This window comes from Streptomyces sp. NPDC093225 (assembly GCF_044753805.1).
Taxonomy (GTDB): Bacteria; Actinomycetota; Actinomycetes; order Streptomycetales; family Streptomycetaceae; genus Streptomyces.
Genome location: NZ_JBIVNX010000029.1, coordinates 88,680 through 103,886 on the forward strand (window position 1 = coordinate 88,680; position 15,207 = coordinate 103,886).

Annotated in this window: 14 protein-coding genes; 5 read left to right on the top strand and 9 right to left on the bottom strand. The window is 74.1% G+C overall.

Annotated features, from left to right (window positions below; all coding sequences use genetic code 11):
- Positions 1-110 precede the first annotated feature (110 nt).
- From ACIQCH_RS24680 to ACIQCH_RS24710, 7 genes are all read right to left on the bottom strand, one after another.
- Positions 111-641, bottom strand: a complete 531-nt coding sequence (locus ACIQCH_RS24680; RefSeq protein WP_402584221.1) for a GNAT family N-acetyltransferase — start codon at positions 639-641, stop codon at positions 111-113.
- A gap of 198 nt (positions 642-839) precedes the next feature.
- Positions 840-1,379, bottom strand: a complete 540-nt coding sequence (locus ACIQCH_RS24685; RefSeq protein ID WP_402584222.1) for a hypothetical protein — start codon at positions 1,377-1,379, stop codon at positions 840-842.
- A gap of 94 nt (positions 1,380-1,473) precedes the next feature.
- Positions 1,474-1,701 (bottom strand): DUF397 domain-containing protein, encoded by a 228-nt coding sequence (locus ACIQCH_RS24690; protein ID WP_402584224.1) that lies wholly within the window; start codon positions 1,699-1,701, stop codon positions 1,474-1,476.
- Between the two features lie 140 nt (positions 1,702-1,841).
- Positions 1,842-3,008, bottom strand: a complete 1,167-nt coding sequence (locus tag ACIQCH_RS24695) for a thiolase domain-containing protein (RefSeq protein ID WP_402584225.1) — start codon at positions 3,006-3,008, stop codon at positions 1,842-1,844.
- Positions 3,005-4,087 (bottom strand): thiolase domain-containing protein, encoded by a 1,083-nt coding sequence (locus ACIQCH_RS24700; RefSeq protein WP_402584227.1) that lies wholly within the window; start codon positions 4,085-4,087, stop codon positions 3,005-3,007. The genes ACIQCH_RS24695 and ACIQCH_RS24700 overlap by 4 nt, the downstream gene beginning before the upstream one ends.
- The gene (locus tag ACIQCH_RS24705; protein ID WP_402584229.1) at positions 4,087-5,034 is read right to left on the bottom strand and encodes an OB-fold domain-containing protein; all 948 of its coding nucleotides are present in this window, start codon (positions 5,032-5,034) and stop codon (positions 4,087-4,089) included. The genes ACIQCH_RS24700 and ACIQCH_RS24705 overlap by 1 nt, the downstream gene beginning before the upstream one ends.
- A gap of 154 nt (positions 5,035-5,188) precedes the next feature.
- Positions 5,189-5,989, bottom strand: coding sequence for a crotonase/enoyl-CoA hydratase family protein (locus ACIQCH_RS24710; RefSeq protein ID WP_402584231.1), 801 nt, complete (start codon positions 5,987-5,989; stop codon positions 5,189-5,191).
- 186 nt (positions 5,990-6,175) lie between these two features.
- On the opposite strand from ACIQCH_RS24710, the gene ACIQCH_RS24715 reads away from it, so the two are divergent.
- Positions 6,176-7,816, top strand: coding sequence for an acyl-CoA synthetase (locus ACIQCH_RS24715; RefSeq protein ID WP_402584233.1), 1,641 nt, complete (start codon positions 6,176-6,178; stop codon positions 7,814-7,816).
- A gap of 107 nt (positions 7,817-7,923) precedes the next feature.
- Here ACIQCH_RS24715 and ACIQCH_RS24720 read toward each other — a convergent pair whose 3' ends face one another.
- The gene (locus tag ACIQCH_RS24720; RefSeq protein WP_402584235.1) at positions 7,924-9,087 is read right to left on the bottom strand and encodes a permease; all 1,164 of its coding nucleotides are present in this window, start codon (positions 9,085-9,087) and stop codon (positions 7,924-7,926) included.
- Positions 9,088-9,224: 137 nt separating this feature from the next.
- The gene (locus ACIQCH_RS24725; protein ID WP_402584237.1) at positions 9,225-10,058 is read right to left on the bottom strand and encodes an alpha/beta fold hydrolase; all 834 of its coding nucleotides are present in this window, start codon (positions 10,056-10,058) and stop codon (positions 9,225-9,227) included.
- 81 nt (positions 10,059-10,139) lie between these two features.
- On the opposite strand from ACIQCH_RS24725, the gene paaK reads away from it, so the two are divergent.
- The 4 genes from paaK (at position 10,140) to ACIQCH_RS24745 (ending at position 15,006) form a co-directional block, all read left to right on the top strand.
- Positions 10,140-11,432, top strand: coding sequence for a phenylacetate--CoA ligase PaaK (paaK, locus tag ACIQCH_RS24730; protein WP_402584239.1), 1,293 nt, complete (start codon positions 10,140-10,142; stop codon positions 11,430-11,432).
- Between the two features lie 81 nt (positions 11,433-11,513).
- Positions 11,514-12,794 carry a HEAT repeat domain-containing protein gene (locus ACIQCH_RS24735; protein ID WP_402584241.1) on the top strand — a complete coding sequence of 427 codons (1,281 nt, stop codon included), beginning with the start codon at positions 11,514-11,516 and terminating at the stop codon, positions 12,792-12,794.
- A gap of 118 nt (positions 12,795-12,912) precedes the next feature.
- On the top strand, positions 12,913-13,800 hold the full coding sequence (locus ACIQCH_RS24740; RefSeq protein ID WP_402584243.1) for a YhjD/YihY/BrkB family envelope integrity protein: 888 nt from the start codon (positions 12,913-12,915) through the stop codon (positions 13,798-13,800).
- A 375-nt stretch (positions 13,801-14,175) separates the two neighbouring features.
- A complete protein-coding gene (locus ACIQCH_RS24745) occupies positions 14,176-15,006 on the top strand; it encodes a sulfurtransferase (RefSeq protein ID WP_402584245.1) in 831 nt (276 codons plus the stop codon).
- The last annotated feature ends 201 nt before the right edge of the window (positions 15,007-15,207 follow it).

Below are 15,207 nucleotides of genomic sequence, written 5' to 3' on the forward strand. Positions count from 1 at the left end.
TCTTGCCGCGCGGGGGCGGCCTCGCTCGCGGCCGGGGCCTCGGCGATCGCCCGTACCGGATCCATGCCGGACATTTTAGTCGCCGTCCGAACGTGCCGCCGGGGCGGCCGTCAGCCGACGCGCCGGGCCAGCACCTGGCCCGGCCACCGGCCGTCCAGGAAGCCGTCCGTGGGCCGGAAGCCGTTGCGCTCGTAGAACGCGACCAGCGCGCCCCCGCCGCCCGCCCAGCAGTCGACCCGGAGCAGGTCCACGCCCGCCCGCCGGGTCTCTTCGACGGCGTGGGCCAGCAGGGCCGCCCCGATGCCGCGACCGGCGTGCCGGCGGTCGGAGACGAGCAGGCGTACGTACACCTCGGGCTCGTCGGCGGGCTCGATCGGCATCCGGGGGCTGGGCCTGGAGTCCAGCACCACGGCGCCGACGGGCGTGCCGTCCAGCTCCGCGACGAAGGGGCGGTTCTCGGTCGTGTACCGCTCTACCCGCTCGACGCCGCCGGGCGCCTTCGAGTACGGCGTCGTGCCCCACTGCTCCGTGTTGCCGCGGGCGTTCATCCAGGCCACCGCGGAGTCGAGCATGTCGAGGATGGCGGGTACGTCGGCCGGGCCTCCGGGCCTGATCCGCAGGTGGGGTGTGGTGTCGTTCACCCACCGGAGCCTAGGCGCCCCCGGCTCCGGCCGGACGGCCGGGGGTGGAGCGCAAGTGGCGTGGTCGCCCGGCGCACGTGCCCCGGGCGGCCGGCCGAGGCCTTCGCGTACGCCGACCCGCGCGTCGACGCCGATGTCGTGGCACCGCCCACCGGGGCGGCTCCGGGAACTGCTGGGCTGACGGCGGGGCGGGGGCGACTACTCGCCCGGGTCGCCGAACAGCGGCTCGTACGGGAGGTGGTCGTCGTCCGGTACGAAGGGCAGGTGGCCGGGAGCCGTACGGGCGGCGGTGGCGCGCAGTCGGGCCAGGGCCTCCTCCTGCGGGACGGGGGCGAGTCCGAGCGCGGCCAGGGTCCGGTCCCGGTCGGCCTCGAACTCCGGGTGCATCTCGCGCAGTTCCTCGTCGAGGTCGGCCAGCGGATGCCCGTGCCCGGCGTCCCGCCAGTACGGCAGGCAGGCGATCAGCGTCACGGCCTCGGCGAGGTCCTCGGCCAGGAGCGTGGCCCCGCCCTCGGAGTCGGCGTACAGGACCGGCCGGTCGGGGCTGCCCTCGGGTCCCACCAGGAAGTAGCTGCCGCCCGCCCCGCAGCCGCCGATGACCTCGAGGTGCGCGCCGGTGGGCAGTACGACGGGCTCCACGGGCTCTCGGTCGCGGTCGACGACGAAGTCGCCCGGCCAGGCGAGGTACGCGGCGATCGCGGGGTCGCCGGCGATCCGGTCCAGCAGGTGATCGTTCATGCCGGGAGGCTAGCTCCGGCCGCTGACAACCGGCCCCGCCGGCCCGGGCACGACGGTCCCGGGCGGCGTGGCGGCGGGTGGGGGTGTCACCTGGTCATGTCAGGTCGAACTCGCCCTCGCGGGCGCCCAGGACGAAGGCCCGCCACTCGTCCGGGGCGAAGATCAGGGAGGGGCTCTCGGGGCGCTCGCCGTTGCGCATCGCGATGAATCCCTCGACGAACGCGATCTGGACGTCCCCCGCCCCCTGGCTGCTGGACTGCCAGTCCGCGTTGCTCAGGTCCAGGTCCGGCTTGCCCCACCCGGTCATCGGCTGAATGGTCATGCTGGCTCCCTCCGGTCGCTTGCGTCGTCCGGTGGCCCAGGGTAGCGACGCGGCCGGGTGCCGGACAGATCGCCGCGGTGGGCCCCTGCCGCCGCCCGTACGTCCGTACGAACGGGCGGCTGCGGGCGGGGCGCGCCCCGTCACGTGTTCGGCGGCTCCGAGCCGACCAGCCACATCGCGAAGAACTGGGCGCCGCCGCCGTAGGCGTGGCCCAGGGCGCGCCGGGCGCCGGGGACCTGGTGCTCGCCGGCGCGGCCGCGGACCTGGAGGGCCGCCTCGGCGAAGCGGATCATGCCGGAGGCGCCGATGGGGTTGGTGGAGAGCACGCCGCCGGAGGGGTTCACGGGCAGGTCGCCGTCGAGTTCGGTGACGCCCGACTCGGTGAGCTTCCAGCCCTCGCCCTCCTGCGCGAAGCCGAGGTTCTCCAGCCACATGGGCTCGTACCAGGAGAACGGCACGTACATCTCGACGGCGTCGATCTGCCGGCGCGGGTCGGTGATGCCGGCCTGCCGGTAGACGTCGGCGGCGCAGTCCTTGCCGGCCTGCGGGGAGACGAAGTCCTTGCCCGCGAAGAGGGTGGGCTCGCTGCGCATCGCCCCGCCGTGCAGCCAGGCCGGCGGGTGCGGGGCGCGCCGGGCGCCCTCGGTGTCGGTGAGGACCATGGCGCAGGCGCCGTCGGAGGACGGGCAGGTCTCGGAGTAGCGGATGGGGTCCCAGAGCATGGGCGAGGCCTGGACCTTCTCCAGGGTGACGTCGTGCTCGTGGAGGTGGGCGTAGGGGTTCTTCAGCGCGTTGCGGCGGTCCTTGTAGGCGACGAGGGAGCCGACGGTGTCGGGGGCGCCGGTGCGCCGCATGTAGGCGCGCACGTGCGGGGCGAAGAAGCCGCCGGCGCCGGCGAGCAGCGGCTGCTGGAAGGGGACCGGCAGGGACAGGCCCCACATGGCGTTGGACTCGGACTGCTTCTCGAACGCGAGGGTCAGGACGGTCCGGTGGACCCGGGCCGCGACCAGGTTGGCGGCGACGAGCGCGGTGGAGCCGCCCACGGAGCCGGCCGTGTGGACGCGGAGCATGGGCTTGCCGACCGCGCCGAGGGCGTCGGCGAGGTAGAGCTCCGGCATCATGACGCCCTCGAAGAAGTCGGGGGCCTTGCCGATGACGACCGCGTCGACGTCCGCCCAGTCGAGTCCGGCGTCGTCGAGGGCGCGCCGGGCGGCCTCGCGGACGAGGCCGGCGATGGACACGTCGTGGCGGGCGGCCACGTGCTTGGTCTGGCCGATTCCGACGACGGCCACGGGCTCCTTGCTCATGACGCGTCTCCTTCCAGGACGGCGACCAGGTTCTGCTGGAGGCAGGGGCCGGAGGTGGCGTGTGCGACGGCGCGGTCGGAGGCGCCGCGGTGGATGCGGGCGGCGGCCTCGCCGATGCGGATGAGGCCGGCGGCCATCATCGGGTTGGCGGCCAGGGCGCCCCCGGAGGGGTTGACGGTGACGTCGTCGCCGAGGCCGAGGGCCTTGCGCAGGACCACCTCCTGGGAGGTGAAGGGCGCGTGCAGTTCCGCGGTGTCGACCGGGCGGTCGAAGAGGCCGGCGCGTCGGGCGGCCAGCCGGGTGGAGGGCGAGTCGGTGAGGTCGCGCAGGCCGAGGCCGTGCGCCTCGATGCGGTGGTCGATCCCGCGGATCCAGGCGGGGCGGGCGCAGAGCCGGCGGGCGGTGTCCCCGGCGGCCAGGATCACGGCGGCGGCGCCGTCGCCGACGGGCGGGCAGTCCCCGGTGCGCAGCGGGGCCACCTCGTGGTCGCCCATGGGGAGTTCGCCGCGCAGCTGGGCGTGCGGGTTGGCGTCGGCGGCCGCGGTGCGGCTGCGTGCGGCGACGGCGGCCAGGGCGGCCTCGTCGGTGTCGCCGGCGTCGATCAGTGCCCGGGCCTGGAGGGCCGCGAGGGCGACGGAGTCCGGCCAGAGGGGGGCGACGTAGTACGGGTCGAGCTGGCGGGTGAGGACGTCGCGCACGGAGCCGGGCGAGGACTTGCCGTAGGCGTAGACGAGGGCGGTGTCGGCCTCGCCGGTGCGGAGCTTGACCCAGGCCTCGTACAGGGCCCAGGCGCCGTCCATCTCGACGTGGGACTCGGAGATGGGGGGCCAGGCGCCGACGCCGTCGAGGGTCATGGTGAAGGAGAAGGCGCGGCCGGCCAGGTAGTCGCTGGAGCCGGAGCAGGTGAAGCCGATCTCGCCGGCCTTCAGTCCGGTGCGGGCCAGGACCTCGTGGAGGACCGGCATGACCATCTCGACTTCGCTGAGCTCGTCGGTGCGGCGCAGGTGGTCGCTCTGCGCGAAGGCGACCACGGCGATGTCGCGGTCGTCGGTGCCGTTCGCCGGTGCGGCGTGTGCCATCAGAGCAGCTCCTTGTACGCGTCGTAGTCGGCGTCCGGCTCGCCGGTGGGCCGGTAGTGGTCGGGGTGGCGGCCGCCCTCGGTCCACACCGGTTCCACCCGCAGCCCCATGCGGACCTGGTCGTACGGGATGCCGCCGATCCGGCCGTGGAGGGCGAGGCCGGCGCCGTCCAGGGCGATGTGCGCGTACACGTACGGCACCTCGATGTCGAGGTTCTTGGCCTTGATGTTGACGATGCAGAAGGTGGTGACGGTGCCGGCGGGCCCGACCTCGACGCGGTCGGTGGTGGCGACGCCGCAGGTGGGGCAGGCGCCGCGGGGCGGTACGTACACCTTGTGGCAGGACGGGCAGCGCTCGCCGACGGTGCGGCGCTCGGCGAGGGCGTTGATGTAGGCGGTCTGGGCCCGGCCGGGGCTGTAGGTGTAGTCGAGGCGGGCCTCGGCGACGATGCCGGTGACGGGGTCCGCGAAGACGCCGTCGTGCGGGGCGGCCGCAGTCTGCGCGGCGTCGTCCCCGTGCGGTTCGAAGCAGGCGATGTCGGTGATGGCGCCGGTGCGTTCGGCGGCCCAGCGGATCCGTACCCGCATGCCGGTGCGCACCGCGTCCGGGCCGGGGGCGTCGAGGACGTGGAGCAGCGCGGTGTCGGCGCCGTCGAGCCGTACGAGCACCCAGGCGAACGGGGTGTCGAGGGGCTGGTGGGGGCGCGGCCGGGGGTTCCAGGCCCAGGTGGTCACGGTGCCGGTGGTGCCGACCTCGACGAGCTCGCGGATCTCGGCTGCGGTGACGGGGTCGTACTCGACGGGCGGCACCATCACCTTCCCGTCGGAGGTCGTGACGCCGAGGACGGTCCGCTCGCGCAGTCCGGTGAGGAAGGCGCTCTGGACCGGACCGAGGGAGCGGGTGAAGGGGAACTCGACGACCAGGGGCGCACTGAGGACTTCGGACACGGCGGTCAGGGCTCCTTCTCGGGCGGCTCGGGCGGCTGCGGGGACGGTTCGGGCGGCTGCTCGCGCTGCTGTTCCGGCTGTTCCGGCTGCTGTTCTGGATGTTCCGGCTGCTCGCGCGCTCGTGTCGCGGCGCGCCGCGGCCGGGCGGAGGGGGTCAGGCGCGCCGGTAGACCGGCGGGCGCTTCTCGGCGAAGGCGCGGGCGCCCTCCTTGGCGTCCGCGGTGTCGAAGACCGGCCAGCCGCGGGTGAGTTCGGAGGCGAGGCCCTCGGTCTCGGTCAGCTCGGCGGTCTCGTAGACGGAGGCCTTGACGGCCTCGACGGCGAGCGGGCCGCAGGCGTTGATCTGTTCGGCGATCCCGAGGGCCGCCTCGAGCGCGGTGCCGTCGGGGACCACGCGGCCGACCAGGCCGATCCGCTCCGCCTCGGCCGCGGTGTACGGGCGGCCGGTGAGCAGCATCTCCAGGGCGTGGGTGCGCGGGATCTGGCGCTGGAGGCGGACGGTGGAGCCGCCGATGGGGAACAGCCCTCGCTTGACCTCGAAGAGCCCGAAGGTGGCGCTCTCGGCGGCCACCCGGATGTCGGTGCCCTGGAGGATCTCGGTCCCGCCGGCGACGCAGTACCCCTCGACGGCGGCGATGACCGGCTTGCGGGGCCGGTGGTGGCGGAGCATGGCCTTCCAGTGCAGGTCGGGGTCGGCCTTGAGGCGGTCGCGGTAGTGGTCGCCGGCCATTCCCCGGCCCGCCAGGGCCTTGAGGTCCATGCCCGCGCAGAAGTCGCCGCCCGCGCCGGTCAGGACGACGGACCGGATCGCGTCGTCCTCGTCGGCCGCCAGCCAGCCGTCGTACAGGCCCACCAGCAGGGGTAGCGAGAGCGCGTTCTTGGCCTCCGGTCTGTTCATGGTGAGCACCAGCGTGGCGCCGCGGCGCTCCACGGTGAGGTGTTCCGTCCCGCCCATTGCCGTCCTCCCGTCTCAAGACCTAGAACAGGTTGCAGGAGGGGCCCGTGCAGTTCAATAGTTTTCTGACAGTCAGTCAGATTTCTTGGGCGGCGCCCTTCCCTGTTGGAGCGGTCGACGTTGTAATCGGCAGCCATCCGTACGGAACCCGTGCGGACGAGGTCGTTCCCGGGTCAGGAGGACGTGGTGGAGTACAACCTTGCCGACCTGTTCGAGTCGGTGGTGGACGTGGTCCCGGACCGCGAGGCGCTCGTGTACGTCGACCACCCGGGCACCGGCGCCGAGCGCCGGCTGACCTACCGGGAGCTGGACGCGGCGGCCAACCGGCTCGCCCACCACCTGATCGACCGGGGCCTGCGCCCGGGCGAACACCTCGGGCTGCACCTCTACAACGGGGTGGAGTACCTCCAGACCGTACTGGCCTGCCTGAAGGCGCGCCTGGTGCCGGTCAACGTGAACTACCGCTACGTCGAGGACGAGCTGGTCTACCTCTACCGGGACGCGGACCTGGCGGCACTGGTCTTCGACGGCGAGTTCACCGCGCGGGTGGCGGCCGCGCTGCCGCAGACGGAGAAGCTGCGCCACCTGGTACGGGTGGGCGACGTCCCCGAGGGGGCGCCCGAGCCCGCGATCGCGCCGGTGGCGTACGCGGACGCCGAGGCGGAGGGATCGCCGGAGCGCGGGTTCCCGCCCCGCTCGCCCGACGACCTGTTCATCATCTACACCGGCGGTACGACCGGGATGCCCAAGGGCGTGATGTGGCGCCAGGAGGACCTGTTCTTCGCGGGGCTGTTCGGCGGCGAACCGACGGGCGAGCCGGTCAAGCGGCCGGAGGAGTTGGCCGAGCGGGTGGCCGCCCGTGGCGCCGGACTGACCTTCTTCCCCGCTCCCCCGTTGATGCACGGCACGTCGACGCTGACGTCTTTCGTGGCCTTCAACTACGGCCAGCGGATCGTCATCCACCGCAAGTACGTGCCGGAGGAACTGCTCCGCACGATCGAGAAGGAGAAGGTCTCCAGCGTCTCGCTGGTGGGGGACGCGATGCTGCGGCCGCTGATCGACGCCCTCAAGGGGCCGCTGGCCGGCACCGACCTGTCCTCCCTCTTCAGCGTGTCCTCCTCGGGCGCGATCATGTCGGAGTCGGTGCGCGACGAGTTCCGGCGGCTGGCCCCCGCCGTGATGCTGCTGAACAACTTCGGCTCCTCCGAGTCCGGTTCCAACGGTCGGGCCACCGACGACTCGGGCCCGGAGAAGGGCTTCCGGCTGGAGGTCAACGAGCGCACCCGGGTCGTGGACCCGGTCACCCACGAACCGGTGCCGGTGGGCGTGCCGGGACGGCTGGCCCAGCGCGGCCACGTACCGCTCGGCTACTACAACGACGCCGCGAAGACCGCGGAGACCTTCTTCCAGCGCGCGGGCGAGCGCTGGGTACTGCTCGGCGACATGGCCACCGTCGACGAGGACGGCATCGTCACCGTCCTCGGGCGCGGCTCGCAGTGCATCAACACCGGGGGCGAGAAGGTCTACCCGGAGGAGGTCGAGCAGGCCCTCAAGGCCCATCCGGACGTGTACGACGTGCTGGTCGCCGGGGTCTCGGACGCCAGGTGGGGCAGCCACGTGGCGGCGGTGGTGCAGCTCCGGTCCGGCGCGCCCGCCCCCACGCTGGAGGAGATCCAGACGCACTGCCGGACCCGGCTGGCCGGCTACAAGATCCCGCGCCAGCTGGTGATCGCCGACGTCGTCCAGCGCTCGCCGAGCGGCAAGGCGGACTACCGGTGGGCCCGCGAGGTCGCCACGGCGGCGGACCGGGGCGCAGCTGCGGACTAGTTCCGTACGGCGGCCGCGACGGACGGCCCGCGCCGCTCGGCCGCCGGGGCGTCCGGCCCGCGGATGCGGGACGGGCACCGCGGCGGTGCTCGTGGGCGGGCGCCCCGTCAGTGCTCGTGGGCGGGCGCGCCGCCCGGCGCCGGCGGGCCGCCGCCCATCATGCGCAGCATCTCCCGACCCCCGGTGCGGAAGAAGCGCACGACGAACGCGGCCGCGAGGAGCAGGAAGGCGATGTTGAGGTAGGTGGTGTAGTCCCAGCTCACCCCGTCGGTCGGGAGCTCGGCGTCCGCCTGGTCGGGGATGAGGCCCAGCGCGCCGAAGAGGAGCTCGACGACGTACCCGGCGACGACCATCGCGGTGTAGAACGTGACGAGCAGGAACAGGGCCGTCCGGCGTCCGTAGTACTTCCGGTAGATGTTCAGGATCGGCACGATCAGCAGGTCGGCGAAGATGAAGGAGACCACGCCGCCGAAGCTGATGCCGCCCTGCCACAGCACGACGGCGAGCGGCACGTTGCCGACCGAGCACACGAAGGACGCGATCGCGACCAGCGGGCCGATCAGCGGGCCCCACAGCTTGGCGGCGAGCGGGTGCCCCTCGAAGAAGAAGCCGTGCCAGAAGGAGTCCGGCACCCAGGCGGCGACGGCCCCGGCGATCAGCAGCCCGACCACCACGTCGCGCAGGATGGCCGCCCACTCCATGACGAAGACGTGCGAGACCGACGTGTACCCCTCTCGGGAGAACAGCCGGCGCGCCAGGGAGCCCTCGGCCCGCACCGACATGTCCATCGCGGCGTGGCCCTCCATGGAGCCGGCCACACCGCGCTCGGCCTGGTCGCGCGCCTCGCGCAGCAGGTCCGCGCGGAGGAACCGCCGGAACAGCACCGCCAGTACGACGATCATCACGGGGCCGCCGACGAACTCGGCGGCCGTGAACTGCCAGCCCATCAGCAGCGCCAGGATCACCCCCAGTTCGATGACGAGGTTGGTGGAGGCGATCTCGAAGGCCATCGCGGAGGTGAAGTGCGCCCCCTTGCGGAACAGGGAGCGGGCCAGCGCCACCGCGGCGTACGAGCACGAGGACGACGCCGCGCCCAGCCCCGCGGCGACCGCGAGCGTGCGGGGGCGGTCGTCGCCGAGCAGGGACACGACGCTGGAGGTGCGGACGACCGCCTGGACGATGGCGGACAGCGTGAAGCCGAGGACGAGGGCCCACGTGATCTGCCAGGTCATCGCGCCGGTGATGGACAGGGCGTGCAGGACGGCGTGCATCCGCCCAGCCTCGTGCCGGGTACCGGACCGGGGCCGCGGGACACGCACGGACGCCCGCGGGGCCACGCGGTCGGCCCCGGCCCCGCCCCCGCACTCCTGGAGCCGCCCCCGCGCCGAGCCGCCCGGCCGCCCCTCCCTCACTCCGCCAGGAACGCCTCCACCGTGTCCGCGAACCACTCCGGGGCGTCGACCCACGGGAAGTGGCCGGCGTCCGCCTGGACCACGCACCGGCCGGCCGGGAAGAGGGCCGCCAGCTCCTCGGCGAGCTCCGGGGTCGGGTTGCCGTCGTACGCGCCCGCCAGGACCAGGACCTCTGAGGTCAGTCGGGCGAGCGCGGCGCGCGTGGCGGGCGGGTCGTAGGCGCCTTCGGCGCCGAACGCCTCGGCGGCCTCCAGGTTGGTCTGGTCCTCGTCGCGGGCCGCGTGCGCCTCGGCCGCCGCGTCCCAGCGCCCGTAGAAGAACGGCAGCATGCGGTCGTCCCAGTCGCCGCCGGCGTAGAACTTCTCCAGGGCCGGGTAGGCCTCCTCGAACCACGGCTCGCCGGCCCGCCGCCGGGCCGCCGCGAGCCGCTGCTCCGTCGTGGTCCCGAGCCCCAGCGCCCAGGACGTGGGCGTGACGAGGACCATGCGGCGCACCCGCTCCGGGTACGCGGCGGCGTACAGCTGGGCGAGGTTGCCGCCCGCCGAGTGGGCGAGCAGGTCCAGGCGCTCCAGCCCGAGGTGGACGCGCAGCGCCTCGACGTCGGCGACCTGTCGGTCGACCCGGTACGTGCCCCGGTCGGCCGGGACCGCGGAGCCGCCGGTGCCGCGCAGGTCGAGCCGGACCAGCCGCCGGGTGCGGGTCAGCCCGCCGAGGTCGCCGAGGTACTCGGCGGCGCGCATGGGGCCGCCGGGGAGGCAGACGAGGGGCGCGCCCGTGCCCTCGACCCGGTAGGCCAGCTCGGTCCCGTCAGAGGAAGTGAAGATCGACATGGCCGCCATCCAAGCAGCCCGGGGAGGCTTGCGCGCCCGAGTTCTTGACGCGGCCGCCCCTCTACCGAATGATCGTTCGGCATGACGGATCTCCTGGACACGGCGGAACGGCTCACCCGCGAGGAGCTGGAGGCGCTGCAGCTCACCCGGCTGCGCGAGACCCTGCGGCGCGCCTACGACCGGGTGCCCTTCTACCGCGACGCCTTCGACAAGGCCGGCGTGCGCCCGGAGGACCTCACGGCCCTCGCGGACCTGGCCCGCTTCCCCTTCACCACCAAGGCGGACCTGCGCGACAACTACCCCTTCGGGATGTTCGCCGTCCCCGAGTCGGAGATCCGGCGGCTGCACGCATCCAGCGGCACCACCGGCCTACCCACGGTGGTCGGCTACACCGAGCGGGACCTGGACACCTGGGCCGACGTGGTGGCCCGCTCCATCCGCGCCGCGGGCGGCCGCCCGGGACACAAGGTCCACGTGGCCTACGGGTACGGGCTCTTCACCGGCGGCCTCGGCGCCCACTACGGGGCCGAACGCCTCGGCTGCACGGTCATCCCGGCCTCGGGCGGCATGACGGAGCGCCAGGTCCGCCTGATCCAGGACTTCAGGCCCGAGATCATCATGGTGACGCCGTCCTACATGCTCACCCTGCTGGACGAGATGGAGCGCCAGGGCGTGGACCCGCGCTCGACCTCGCTGCGGACCGGGATCTTCGGCGCCGAGCCCTGGACCGAGGAGATGCGCCGCGAGATCGAGGAGCGCCTGGGCATCGACGCCGTCGACATCTACGGACTGTCGGAGGTGATGGGCCCGGGCGTGGCGCAGGAGTGCGTCGAGACCAAGGACGGGCTCACCGTCTGGGAGGACCACTTCCTGCCCGAGGTGGTGGACCCGCTCACCGGGGAGGTCCTGCCGGAGGGCGAGTTCGGCGAGCTGGTGTTCACCTCGCTCACGAAGGAGGCCATGCCGGTGGTCCGGTACCGCACCCGGGACCTGACGCGGCTGCTGCCGGGGACGGCGCGGCCGGCCTTCCGGCGGATGGAGAAGGTGACGGGCCGCAGCGACGACATGATCATCCTGCGGGGCGTGAACCTGTACCCCGCCCAGATCGAGGAGATCCTCCTCCGCACCCCGGGGGTGGCCCCGCACTTCCAGCTCCGGCTGACCCGCGAGGGCCGGCTGGACGCCCTCACGGTGCGCGCGGAGGCCCGCCGGGACGCCACCGCCGCGGAGCGCGAGGCGGCGGCCGGCGCGATCGTACGGGCGGTGAAGGAGAACATCGGCGTCTCGGTGGGAATCGAGATCGTGGACCCGGAGACCCTGGAACGCTCGGTCGGCAAGATCAAGCGCATCAAGGACCTGCGGGGGACGGTCTAGCCGTACTGCCCCGCAGGGTTGTTCACTCGGCTGAGGGGCGGGTGCGCGCCCGGAGGGGGGACGGGCATGGTCGGGGACGGGGTGTCCATCGCAGCGGTCGGGCCCGGGGACGCGGACGGGGACGCGGTGCTGCTCGCGGCGGTGCGGTCCGGGGACGCGGACGCCGTACGGGCGCTGCTCGCGGCCGGGGCCGATCCGGAAGCCGCCGACGGATCGGGGCTGCCGGCGCTGTGTCCGGCCGTGGCGGCCTTCGACGAGGAAGTGGCGGAGGCACTGGTCGACGGCGGCGCGGACCCGTACCGGCGGCTGCCCGACGGCAGCACTCCGCTGCTGCGGGCGGTCGACTCGGGGTACGTGGGCGTGGCCGTGTGGGCGCTGTCGGGCGGCGACCCGCAGCGGATTCGCCCGGACGCGCGTGCGGAACTGCTGGCCCGCGCCCGGCCGTGGAGCGAGCACGGTACGGAGGCCGAGCTGCGCCGCCGGACCGGCGCCACGGGACCGGCGGTGCGGACCCGGTTCGAGGACCGCCGGTGGTGGACCGCGTACGAGGAGGTCACGCTCGGCGGGGTGACGGTGCGGGACGGGCACGCGGCGGTCCTCACGCAGCTGGAGGAGCAGTTCGGCGTCCGGGCGCCGTTCGACGAGCTGATGGACCGCGCGCTGGTGCGGCCCGACCCCGACCACGTGGGCTGGTCCACGGTCACGGGCGTCCTGGCCAAGCGGCACGACGACGAGACCTGGGCCGCTGCGCTGGCGCTGCGCACGGACCCGGAGCCCCGGCGGCGGATCTTCGGCGCGGAGGTGCTGTGGCTGATGGCCGGCGGCATCGTGGCACCCGCGGAGCCCTTCGAGCGGCGCGCCCACGGGGTTTTCCTCGCGTGGGCCGGCGAGGAGGAGCACCCCGACGTGCTGCGCTCCGTCCTGCTCGGCCTCAACGACCACTCCGGCCCGGAGGTGGAGGCCGCGGGCCTCGCCTTCGCCGCCCACCCGGACCCGCGGCTGCGCGGCATGGTCCTGGGCTCCCTCGACACCGACGCGGCGGGGCGGCTCGGCCCGGGGGCGGTGGCGGCCGTGCGCTCCCTCGCCCGGGATCCGGACGCGGGCGTACGCGCCGCGGTGTGCGGCTGGCTCTCGGAGCACTCCGACCGCGAGCCGTGGACGGCCGACGTGCTCGCCGGGCTCCTGCACGAGGAGGACCAGATGGTCCGCATCCACGCGGTGTTCGGGCTGGCCCTGCGCGACGACCCCCGGTGCGTGGCCGGCGAGCGGCTGATCGGTCCGGTGGACCGGGCCCGGTGGCCGGACACGTGGATGCTGGACGGCGTGCGCGGGTACGAGGAGCGGCGGCGGGCGGCCGACTGAGGCGGGCCGCGCACGTCCGGCGCGGCCGTCGGAAGGGACACGCCCGGGAGGGAACCGGAAACCACCCGTCTGCCGCCGGTTTGGCGGGGTATAGCCCGGTTCGTGGTAGTCAGGAAGTGTGACACCGAAGACGTCGGGCGCGGGATCCGGGGACGCCCATCGGCTCCGGCACCTGCACGACCGGGTGACCGGGTCCGCCGTCGGGCTGGCGTGGAGCCGCGGGCGCGAGATGGAGCTGATGCACCGGGCCATGGGGTTCGCGGCGCTCGGCTTCCTCACGCTCGTCCCGCTCCTCATCGTGGTCGCCGCGGCCGCACCCGAGAGCTTCCGGGGCTTCGGCCGGTGGCTGGGGCAGGGGCTCGCGGTGTCGGAGACCTCCCGGCGCCAGATCGAGCTGCTCTTCGACTCCGGCGGCCAGGCCCTCGAGCGGACCACCGCCTTCGGTCTGGCCGCCCTCGCCGTCTTCGGCCTGACCTTCGGGTCGGCCGTGCAGACCGGCTACGAAAAGGTGTGGGACCTGCCCACCGCCCGCTGGCACACCATGTGGCGGCACGTGGTGTGGCTGGCGCTGCTGATCTTCTTCCTCGGGGTGCTGATCGCGGTCTCCTCCCCCACCGCGGGCCTGGCCGGCACCGTGCTGTCCGGCCTGGCCGACGTCGTGGGCACCTGCCTGTTCTTCTGGGTCTCGCAGCGACTGCTGCTCGGCGGGCGGGTCCGCTGGCGCGCGCTGCTGCCCGGCGCGGTGGCCACCACGCTGGGGCTGCTGGGCCTGCGGATCTTCTCGCAGCTGGTGTTCTCGCCCCTGATCGCCTCCAATGCCGTCGTCTACGGCCCGTTCGGCACGCTGCTCGTCGTGCAGTCCTGGCTGGTGGGCGTGGGGTTCGTGGTGTACGGCGGGGCGCTGGTGGGGCGCCTGGTGCACGAGCAGCGCACCCTGACCCGCCTGCGGGAGGCCGGGCTGCTGCCCGAGCCGGGGGAGGAGCACCGACCTGATCCGATCGAATGACGGGTGCTTTGTGGACTGGTGGGTGGGGGTGGGTGGTGTGTGTGTGGGGGTGGGTGGTGGGTGGGGGTGGGCTCGGGATGGGTTGGCGGGTGGCTGGGGGTGGGCTCGGGATGGGTTGGCGGGTGGCTGGGGGTGGGCTCGGGATGGGTTGGCGGGTGGCTGGGGGTGGGCTCGGGATGGGTTGGCGAGTGGCTGGGTTTGGTGGGTGGTTGGTGGGTGGCTCGGGATGGGTCAGATCGGTCGGACGTACGGGTGCGGGGGCTCGGGCGCACGTCCGTTCGTGGGCCGTTGCGGGTGCGCGCCGCGGCGGTTGACAGGCCGCGACGCCCGCTGCGATCTTGATCGTCCGGCCATCCGAGCGAACGGCGGTTCACCATGCCCTTTGGCCCCCTCACCGACGGCGAGTGGCTCGCCGCCCGGCTCGGCACCCCGGATCTGGTCGTCCTCGACGCGTCGGTCGGCGCCCACCGCGGCACCGAGCGCCGCATCCCCGGCACACGGGTCTTCGACATCGACGGGGCGTTCTCGGACCATGCGAGCCCGCTGCCGCACACGATGCTGGGTGCCGACGCGTTCACGGAGGAGGCCCGGGCCCTCGGCATCGACGACGCCAGCACCGTGGTCGTCTACGACGCCGCCGGCGTCTACTCCAGCGCCCGCGCCCGGTGGATGTTCAGGGCGATGGGCTTCGACCGGGTGGCGGTCCTCGACGGCGGGCTGCCGGCCTGGGAGGCGGCGGGCCTGCCGGTGGAGTCCGGGCGGCCCCTCACGACGGGCTCCTGGGGGCGCGGGGACTTCACCGCCCGGCCGCGTCCCGGGCTGCTCGTGGGGAGCGCGGAGGTGACGGCGGCGCTGGCCGACCCCGGCTCGGCCGTGTTCGACGCCCGGACGCGGGAACGGTTCGCCGGGACGGCTCCCGAGCCCCGGCCCGGGTTGCGCGGCGGCCACATGCCCGGCTCGCTGAACCTCCCCTTCGGCGAGGTGCAGGCCGCGGGCCGCATGCGGTCGGCGCCCGAGCTGAGGGCCGCCTTCAGCGGCCTGGCCGGGGACCGAGAGCGGCTGTACTTCAGCTGCGGGTCGGGGGTCACGGCCTGCGTACTGGCCCTCGGCGCCGAACTCGCCGGGTACGACGAGCTGTCGGTGTACGACGGCTCGTGGGGCGAGTGGGGCCTGCCGTCCGACCTGCCGGTGGCGACCGGCGCCTGACTGCGGGGGCTGGGCGGTGGGGCGCCGGGCTCGGGTGGGTTCGCCTTGGGGTGGGCTCGCTTCGAGGGGTGGGGCGGGGGCTTCGGGCGGCTCGCTTCGGGGGTGGGTCCCGTGGTGTGTGGGTCCCCTCGGCGCTTGACCCGGTATGGCCTGCAGGCCCTGCGGCAGGCCCACCCCTGGGGCAAGGGGGCTCCGCCCCTG